Source organism: Nonomuraea corallina, from assembly GCF_027620315.1.
GTDB lineage: Bacteria > Actinomycetota > Actinomycetes > Streptosporangiales > Streptosporangiaceae > Nonomuraea > Nonomuraea corallina.
In genome coordinates this window covers 24278-32590 of sequence record NZ_JAPNNL010000075.1, presented here as the reverse complement: position 1 = coordinate 32590, position 8313 = coordinate 24278, and the positions used below count along the sequence as shown (strand labels likewise).

The 8313-nt window shown below is 72.3% G+C and carries 8 protein-coding genes; 5 read left to right on the top strand and 3 right to left on the bottom strand.

Annotation, left to right across the window (positions count from 1 at the left end; all coding sequences use genetic code 11):
- Positions 1-1138: cupin domain-containing protein (locus tag OUY22_RS19485; RefSeq protein WP_270156458.1), on the bottom strand; the 1138-nt coding region annotated here is incomplete at its 3' end.
- 79 nt (positions 1139-1217) lie between these two features.
- Between OUY22_RS19485 and OUY22_RS19480 the strand changes: the two genes are divergently transcribed.
- Positions 1218-1994 (top strand): IclR family transcriptional regulator, encoded by a 777-nt coding sequence (locus OUY22_RS19480; RefSeq protein WP_270156457.1) that lies wholly within the window; start codon positions 1218-1220, stop codon positions 1992-1994.
- A gap of 140 nt (positions 1995-2134) precedes the next feature.
- Positions 2135-3316: an AI-2E family transporter gene (locus OUY22_RS19475; protein WP_270156456.1), complete on the top strand. Its 1182-nt coding sequence runs from the start codon at positions 2135-2137 to the stop codon at positions 3314-3316.
- A gap of 66 nt (positions 3317-3382) precedes the next feature.
- Here OUY22_RS19475 and OUY22_RS19470 read toward each other — a convergent pair whose 3' ends face one another.
- Positions 3383-3802, bottom strand: a complete 420-nt coding sequence (locus OUY22_RS19470; protein WP_270156455.1) for a DUF7144 family membrane protein — start codon at positions 3800-3802, stop codon at positions 3383-3385.
- Positions 3803-4362: 560 nt separating this feature from the next.
- Positions 4363-5220: a hypothetical protein gene (locus tag OUY22_RS19465; protein WP_270156454.1), complete on the bottom strand. Its 858-nt coding sequence runs from the start codon at positions 5218-5220 to the stop codon at positions 4363-4365.
- A gap of 335 nt (positions 5221-5555) precedes the next feature.
- Here OUY22_RS19465 and OUY22_RS19460 point away from each other — a divergent pair, with 335 nt between their 5' ends.
- The 3 genes from OUY22_RS19460 to OUY22_RS19450 all read left to right on the top strand — a co-directional run bounded on the left by OUY22_RS19460 (position 5556) and on the right by OUY22_RS19450 (position 8282).
- Complete coding sequence (locus tag OUY22_RS19460; protein ID WP_270156453.1) at positions 5556-6530, top strand: threonine ammonia-lyase; 975 nt, start codon at positions 5556-5558, stop codon at positions 6528-6530.
- 121 nt (positions 6531-6651) lie between these two features.
- Entirely contained in the window at positions 6652-7347 is a 696-nt protein-coding gene (locus OUY22_RS19455) for a CTP synthase C-terminal region-related (seleno)protein (RefSeq protein WP_270156452.1), read from the top strand.
- Positions 7344-8282: a LysR family transcriptional regulator gene (locus tag OUY22_RS19450; protein ID WP_270156451.1), complete on the top strand. Its 939-nt coding sequence runs from the start codon at positions 7344-7346 to the stop codon at positions 8280-8282. The genes OUY22_RS19455 and OUY22_RS19450 overlap by 4 nt, the downstream gene beginning before the upstream one ends.
- Positions 8283-8313: the final 31 nt, after the last annotated feature.

The window sequence follows — 8313 nt, the reverse complement described above, 5'->3', positions numbered from 1 at the left end:
TACGGGTGTCGCGCTGGGCCCGGTCGAGCCGGAGCGCCTCGAAGATCGGCGAGTCGCTGAACCGGAACAGGTCGAGCGCGCCCGAGTCGGAGTCGGTGGAGCCGGCCTCGGACCGGGCGGAGAAGGGCTCCCAGGACGGCACGACGAACAGGTCGCCGCGGGTCACCGACCAGGTACGGTCGCCGACGGTGACGCTGCCGGAGCCGTCGAACACCTGGTAGACCGACGAGCCGGTCTCGCGTACCGGGGCGGTCTGCGCCCCCCGGACGACGCGGTGCATCTCGACCCGGATGGTGGGCAGGACGTCGGCGCCGGAGGCCGGGTTCGTGTAGCGGACGGCGGCGTGGCCGGGCTCGACGGTGCCGCCGAAGCCCTCGGACTCCAGGGCGAGCTGGTCGGCCAGCGCCCGGTCGGTGAACTCCCACTTGTAGGACAGCAGCGGGCTGCCCGGGGCGAGCTGACCGGCGGACAGCGGACGCAGCCCCGGATGGGCCCACAGCCGCTCGGACCGGGAGCGCTCCGGCGTGATCCGCTCGGCCTCGCTGATCTCGTCGCGGCCGAACTCGAAGAACTGCGCGTCGGAGGCGTACTGGAACGGGATGTCGAGGCCGTCGATCCAGGCCATCGGCTCGCTGGTCGCGTTGTGGTGGGCGTGCCAGTTCCAGCCGGCCTGCGGCAGGAAGTCGCCGCGGCGCATCGGGACGGCGTCGCCGTTCACGACCGTCCACACGCCCTCGCCCTCGACGACGAAGCGGAAGGCGTGCTGGGTGTGGCGGTGCTCGGGGGCGTCCTCGCCGGGCATCAGGTACTGGATCGCCGCCCACAGCGTGGGGGTGGCGAAGGGGCGGCCGCCCAGGCCCGGATTGGCCAGCGCGATCGCCCGCCGTTCCCCGCCGCGGCCGACCGGGACGAGGGCTCCGGCCTGCTCGGCGAGCTTGCGCAAATTCTCCCAGTGCCACAGGTGCGGCACCGCACGCGAGCGGGGATGGGCCGGCATCAGGTCGCCGATCTCCGTCCACAGCGGCACCAGCAGCTCCTGCTCGAAGCCGCGGTAGAGGTCCTCCAGCGCGGGAGTGACGTCGGGCTGGCCCGGCGCGTCGCTCGCGCGGAGCCGGACCGGGGACTTTCGCGTGGTCACAGGGCTGCTCATACAGCTATTCTTGCTGCTGCCGCACTCTTCAGAAACGCAAATTCTGCTCTGCGGAATCGTGAGGTCCATGGACAAACCGCTCAAGAATCCGCCGACCTACATGATCAACAGCGTCGACCACGCGTTGCGGATCGCCACGATGCTGCAACTGGAGGGGGAGCTGTCCGTCTCGGAGGTCGCCGAGCGGCTGGGCGTCGCCCGCTCCACCGCCCACCGGCTGCTCGCGATGCTGGTCTACCGGGACTTCGCCGTCCAGGACGACCGGCGCCTCTACCGGGCCGGCCCCGTCCTGGAGCTCGCCGCCCACTCGCCCTCGCTCGCCTCCCGGCTGCGCGAGGCGACCCTGCCGCACCTGCACCGGCTCGTCGACGTGCTCGGCGAGTCCGTCAACCTGGCGGTGCGCACCGGGGACACGGTCCGGTTCATCGCCAGCGTCGAGTGCTCGCAGAGCCTGCGGGTGAGCTCCCGTGAGGGCATGGTGTTCCCGGCCCACCGGACCACGGCCGGGCTGCTCCTGCTGGCCGAGCTCGCCGACGAGGAGCTGGAGGCGGTCTATCCGGCCGGCCGGTACGCCGACCGCCCCGCCGACCGGCCCGACCTGGACCGGCTGCGGACCGAGCTGGCCCGGGTGCGGCGCAACGGTTTCGTGCTGAACCAGGGGCGTTCGGAGCGCGGCGTCGTGGCGCTCGGCGTGCCGCTCCGCTCCCCGGACGGGGGCGCCCTGGCCGGCCTGTCGGTGTCGATGCCGAGCACGAGATACCACCGGCACCGGCTGCCGTCGCTGGTCGAGACCCTTTCCCGCGCCGCGGGAGCCATCGAGGCCGACCTCGCCCGCCAGGCCTGACACTCAAGAACCCGCCGAACGTCGGCAAATGCCCAGCTCAAAGGCTGTGCCCTTGTACCGTGAGCAGGTCGCCTCAGCCGCGCGCGGCGAACCGCCCCCGGGCGTGCCGCGGGACCCGGGCGCCGACACCCTGGAGAGGCATGGAGCTGCCGAAGGAGCCGCCCGTGGTGCGGGTGCTGCTCGCGCCCGCGAACATCTGGCGTGCCGGGCTCGCTGCGGCGGCCGTCGTGGCCCTGGTGCTCTTCGTACGCTTCGTCCTCGTCGACGCGGGGTCGCTGATCACCATGCTCGTCGCGGCGTGGTTCCTCTCCCTGGCCATGGAGCCCGCCGTGCGCCGCCTGTCCCGGCGGACGCGCCGCGGCAGGGCGGCGCTGCTGGTGATGACGGTGTCCATCGTGGCCGTGGTGATCTTCCTCGCCCTGTTCGGCGGGCTGTTCCTGCAGCAGGTCGCGTTGCTGCTCAGGGCGCTGCCGGATGTCGTCACCGGCGCCGTCGACCGGGTCAACGCCCTGCTCGGCACCCGTTACGAGATCGCCGACATCCTCGCCTCCATCAACTTGACCCCGCAGCAGGCGGCCGAGTACGCCCAAGGAGCGCTCAGCGGCGTGCTCGGCCTGCTGGGGACGGTGACGGGGGTGGTGTTCAACCTGTTCACCCTGCTGCTGCTGACGTTCTACCTCTCGGCCGACGGGCCGAGGCTGCGCAGGTGGGTCGCCCAGTTGCTGCCCGACCGGTCCCGCGAGGTGTTCATCAGCATCTGGGACGTGTCCACGGTCAAGACCGGCGGGTACGTGTCCTCCCGGCTCGTCCTGGCCGCGATCAACGGCACCGCCTCGGCCCTGGTGTTCCTGGTCATCGGCATGCCGTCCTGGCTCGCGCTCGGGGCCTGGACGGGGCTGGTCGCCCAGCTCGTGCCGACCATCGGCACCTACATCTCCATCGCGCTGCCGGTGGTGGTGGGGCTGGTCTCGCCCCGCCCCTGGATCGGCCTGGTGGCGCTGGCCTGGGGGGTGCTCTACCAGCAGGTGGAGAACCTCACCCTGGAGCCGAGGATCAGCGCGCGGGCGGTGGACATCCATCCCGGGGTCTCCTTCGCGGCCGTGATCCTCGGGGCGTCGCTGTTCGGGGCGATGGGCGCGTTCCTGGCCGTGCCCATGATCGCCATGCTGCTCTCGCTGGTGGACACGTTCCTCACCAGGCGTGAGCCGACGGCGGCCACGGCCGCCGCGCCGCCCCCGCCCGAGGAGCCGCCCCCGCCCGAGGAGCCGCCCTCGCCTGGGGAGCCGCCTGAGGACGGGAAAAGACCGGCGCCGCCGAAGTAGCGCCGGTCTCCCCGAACCGAGCGGACGCGCGCGGTCCTCAGGCCGGTCCTGAGCCCGTCCCGGCGCCTACATGGCCCCGCTCCTGTCGAACGCCTGCATCTCCTTGCCGTGGACGGCCAGGGCGTAGATGACGAGGATGTCGATCGCGATGACGATCGTCGACCAGAACGGATAGGCGGGCAGCCACGCGAAGTTGACGAGCGCCTGGATGGAGGCGAGGACGATGCCGACCACCCGTCCCCAGGTCTTGCCCGTCATGATGGCGGCGCCGGCGAGGAGGACGATCACACCCATGACCAGGTGGAACCATCCCCAGATCGTGTAGTTGACGGGAACCGCCAGACCGGAGGCGGTGACGACGTAGAAGTCGGTGTTGAAGATCCCCACCAGGCCCATGAACGCCTGGAAGCAGCCGACGATGATCATCCCGACGCCGGCGAGCATCACCCATCCGACCCAGCCGGTCGGCTCGGTTCGCTCGGCCACCGGCCGGGCTTGCGACGACGGCGACTCCGTTCGGGCCTGAGGAGGGATCTGGTCTCGCGACGCCTCCTGCGGTCGTGCGGAACGTGGCTGATTCATGGCCGTCTCCCTCCGCGCGGCGGTTGCTTGGCGGCCTGATCCCGCGGTGGTCCGCGGTAGCCTTCCCGCCTGTGCGCTGAGTTCGTGTGCTGTCTTCCGGGAAATCAGCGGTCGGGGTCGATTCGGATGTATCTAGCTAGCTACTCTATTCCTCCTGCCCAGCGATGGCTCCGACGGTCTCCTCGTATTTGTCTAAGAGTGGTCAAAGTGGACATTGTGCTGGGTGGCGCCGTGAGGCTGCGATGCGGGGGGTTCGTGCTGTTCAGACGGGTTGGCCGGCGCGTTTCCATGGCTCTCACGTCGCCGATGGTGCGCGGGCCCACAGGAAAAAGCCGACAACCCTGAGAGTCATTTTCCGCTGATATGGTGCCGGCGCTCTACGGACTTGAAACGCACGCCCCTCCGCCTATGAGAAGTTTGCCTTCCGTTGAATGAGCACCGGCCGAGAAAAGGCACGGTGGGGGTCAGCTCACGAGCGGCAGATCCGTACGGGCGCGCTCCAGGTCGGTGGCCCAGATCCAGAGCCGATGGGCGGGCGGCACCTGGTGATAACCGAACAGGCCCACCTCGGTGAGCGTGCGCAGGTCGACGCAGACCCGCTGGTACGCGTCCGCGATCGCGGCGGCCGGGTCCTCCAGGTCGGCGGCGCCGAGTTTGACGCAGGCCCGGTACTCGTACCCCAGCAGCAGGTCCGCGCCGAACTGGGCCCAGGCGCCGCGCCGCTCCCGCCAGGCGTCGTCGGCCTCGGACAGCAGCAGGTTCAGGTCGGAGGGCCGCGGGATGGACGGGTAGATGACGAAGGTGGCGGCCCAGCCGAGGGCCACCAGGTCGAGGTTGAAGGTGCGCCGGTCGGGGTGGTCGCGCGGCGGCAGCGGGTCGGAGGCGGTGCCCGCGAACCAGGGAGCGGTGTAGGCCAGCAGCCGGCCGTTCTGCTCGACGAGTTCGCCGGTGGCGATGACGGCCAGCTTGCGCTGCGAGCCGTCCGGCCGCCTCAGCCGGGTGTTCACCATGCTCCGGTGCGCTTCCGCGGCCAGCTTGCCGGCGCTCAGGTGCCGCAGCGCGGCGTCGGGGGTGAGGCGCGCGACGAGGTGTTCGCGCAGCTCGGCCGGGAGCGCGTCGTAGGTCCCGTCACGCAGCCGCTCCCTGGTCCGGTCGAGCGTGGCCTGGGCGGTGACCGGGCCGCCGCCGTACTCGCTCTCCGGAGTGTCGATCGACACCATCCGGATCGACATCTCGATCTTCGGGGTGTCGCCGTCGACCACCTCGAAGAAGCGGTAGTCATTGGCCGGGCGGCTGGGGCCGACGAAACCGAGATCCACCATCGCTGCGCTCCCGCACGTCGAAAAGGGGGAAAACCTGACAGCCCGACATCGCCGTGGATCAGCGTTTCGTTGCTCCGCGGCCGGGTGCGGCGCGTCGCCGGCCGTCGCCGCGGGTCGGCGGCGTCGCGGCCCTGCCGACGCGCGGAAGCCGGGATCGACACGCCCGCCCCCGGTGGCGGTGACCGCCGCCATCACTCATGGGGCCGACGAGGGGAGAGTATGCCGGGACGAAGCCCCTGGTCCAGCAGCGACACGGCACAGCCGCCCGGCACCCCACCACGCCTGGCGGATCCCGGGGTGGTGGGACGGCGCGGGGCGGTGGTGGAATCAGGGGTATGCGTCCGGTCATCCTCGACACCCGCCTCGACCTCGACCGGATCCGCGCCGCTCGCGCCGTGATCGACCGGCGGTTCCTGGACACGCCACAGTACGAGTGCGACCCGCTGGGACGTCAGCTCGGCTGCACGGTCACCGTCAAGCTGGAGACGGCGAACCCGGTCCGCAGCTTCAAGGGCAGGGGGACCGAGCTCGTCACGAGCCTGCTGACCGGCGAGGGCCGGACGGAGGCGGTGTGCGCCAGCGCCGGCAACCTCGGACAGGCGCTCGCCTGGTCCGGCCGCCGCCGCGGCCTCGACGTGACGGTGGTGGCCTCGCGCGGGGCGCCCGCCGCCAAGCTGGAGCGGATCCGCGCGCTGGGCGCCGAGCTGGAGCTGGTCGAGGGCGACTTCGAGACGGCCAGGGAGCGGGCGGTGAGTCTCGCGCGCCGGCGCGACGTCCGGCTGGTGGAGGACAGCCTGGACATCGAGACCTGCGAGGGCGCGGCGACCATCGGCCTGGAGCTGGCGAGCGGGTCGCCCGCGTTCGACACCGTCCTGATCGCCCTGGGCGGCGGCGCGATGGCCACCGGCGTCGGCTATGTCGTGAAGAGCCTGCTGCCCGAGGCCGAGGTGATCTGCGTGCAGCCCGTCGGCGCCCCCGCGATGACCCGCTCCTGGCACGCACGCCGGGTCGTCACCACCGAGACCGCCGACACCATCGCCGACGGCGTCGCCGGCCGGTATCCCATCGCCGCGGTCCTGGACGACCTCCTGCAGGTGGCCGACGACGCCGTCCTGGTCCGGGAGGAGTCGATCGTCGTGGGGATGCGGCTGCTCCTGGAGCACGCGGGGCTCGTCGTGGAGCCCTCGGCCGCCCTCGGCGTCGCCGCCGTCCTGGAGGACCGCGACCGGTTCGCCGGGCGCCACGTGGCCACTGTCATCTGCGGCGGCAACGTCGACATGGACGCCTACCGCCGCTGGGCCGGCGCTTGAGGCCACCCGTCGCCCCCGCCTGCGGGCCTCGTACGGGAGCCCGCCGACCTGAGCGATCACTCATGCCGTACGCGGCATCCGGCATGGCGCTCCGGCCCGGACCGCCGCATAGTGAGGCCCCATGCGACGATCTCTGCGCGTCGCGGTCATCGGCGACCGCGATCCGGCGTTCCCCCCGCACGTGGCCACCGACGACGCCCTGCGGCACGCCGCGGCCCATCTCGGCGTCGAGGTGGACGTGCGCTGGCAGGCCACCGAACCGCTCGAGTCCGACCTGACCGAGGTCAGGGCCGCCGACGTGCTGTGGTGCGCGCCCGGCAGCCCGTACCGCAGCCTGCGCGGCGCCCTCGCGGCACTCCGGCACGGCCGTGAGCGGCACGTGCCCACGCTCGGGACGTGCGGCGGCTGCCAGCACATGGTCATCGAGTACGCCCGGCACGTGCTCGGCTACGAGGACGCCCAGCACGCCGAGTACGACCCGTACGCCTCCACGCTGTTCGTGTCGGAGCTGACCTGCTCGCTGGCAGGTAAGACGATGCCCGTCACCCTCGCCGGCGGCTCCCGGGTGGCGGCCTGGTACGGCCGGACCGAGGTGGAGGAGGAGTACTACTGCAACTTCGGCATCGATCCCGGCCGGCAGGCGACCCTGCACGAGGGCGGCTTCGCGGTCACCGGCGTCGACGGCGACGGCGAAGCCAGGGTGCTGGAGATCCCCGGGCATCCGTACTATGTGGCGACGCTGTTCGTGCCGCAGGCCCGCTCGCGTCCCGGGGCTCCGCACCCGCTGGTCGTCGGCCTGTTGCGGGCGGCGCTGTGACCCTGACCCAGCTGAGGATCCTGCGGGCGGTCGCGCGGGCAGGCACCATGACGCGGGCCGCCGAGGAACTGGGCACCACGCAGTCCGCCGTGAGCCACGCGCTGCGCGCCCTGGAACGCGAACTCGGCGTCGCGCTGCTGATCCGGGGCAACCACGGGGTCAGCCTGACGGCAGCGGGGCGTGCCGTGTCCCGCCGCGCCGCGCTCGTCCTCGCCCAGGTGGAGGCGCTGGAACGGGAGGTGGCCGCGGCCCGTGAACACGAGCGCGGCAGCCTGCGCGTCGGCGTCATCCCCAGCGCCAACGCCCGGCTGCTCCCGCCGATCCTGCGGCGGTTCGCGGACGCCCACCCGAAGGTGCGGCTCACAGTGATGGAGGGCTCGGACGACGAGGTGCTGGAGTGGCTCGAAACAGGCGCGGCCGACCTCGTGACCGTGTCGGCCCCGGCATCCCCGGCCGTGCCCGGGGGCACGCCCGCGGTCGCGGGGCTGCCCGCGGGGGCGGCGGTCAGGACACTGGCCGTCGACCGCATGCTGGCCGTCCTGCCCGGCGGGCACGAGCTGGGCCTGCGCCTCTCGGCGCCGGTGACCGAGCTGGCCAGGCACCCGTTCATCATGTCCACCGGCGGCTGCGAGCCGCTGATCACCGCGCTCGCGCAGGCGGCCGGGGCGAGTCTGCGATGCCACTACCGGGTACGCGACGTCAACAGCATCCTCGCCATGGTCGCCGAAGGGCTGGGCGTGAGCGTCGTCCCCGAGCTGTCCCTGCCCGTCCACCGGGAGGGCGTGCACGTGGTCCCGCTGGACCCCGCCGCCGGGCGCGCCGTCCTCCTGGCCCTGCCCGCGGACCCGCGCCCTTCGGCCGCCGCCTTCGCCGACCTGGCGGTCACCCTCACCCCGCCGCCGGTTCCGCACGACGCCTGGCGTATCGGCACGTAACGCTCGCCGCACCGTCCCGGGGGAGGACGCC